1 protein-coding gene is annotated in these 296 nt (G+C 60.1%); it reads right to left on the bottom strand.

What is annotated here, in order from left to right:
* Positions 1 to 296 (bottom strand): phage tail protein (locus JYB62_RS19615; protein WP_205647088.1); only part of this gene is annotated, 296 nt, incomplete at both ends.

The following is a 296-nucleotide window of genomic DNA, read 5'->3' as shown; positions in this document are numbered from 1 at the left end:
TCACCACATTACTGCGGTTATAGGTCCACGTCTTATCCGACGGTCGGTCCTGCACGAACGTCAGCGTCTGCCCGTTCCATACCGGCATACAGCGCATCGCCGAGCAGAAATCGCTGAGCACATCCCACGCCTTACGCTGTGTGGTCAGGTACGCATTACAGGTGATGCGCGGCTCCGTGCCGCCAAAGCCGTCCGGCACTGACTGGTCGCAGTACTGGCCGATGACATACAGCGCCCATTTATCCACATCCGCCGCACCAAGACGTTTCCCCATGCCGTAGCGCGGATGGGTCAGC

The organism is Algoriphagus lutimaris, assembly GCF_017051705.1.
GTDB lineage: Bacteria > Bacteroidota > Bacteroidia > Cytophagales > Cyclobacteriaceae > Algoriphagus > Algoriphagus lutimaris.
The sequence above is the reverse complement of the archived record's forward strand: the minus strand, read 5'-3'. Positions and strand labels throughout refer to the sequence as shown.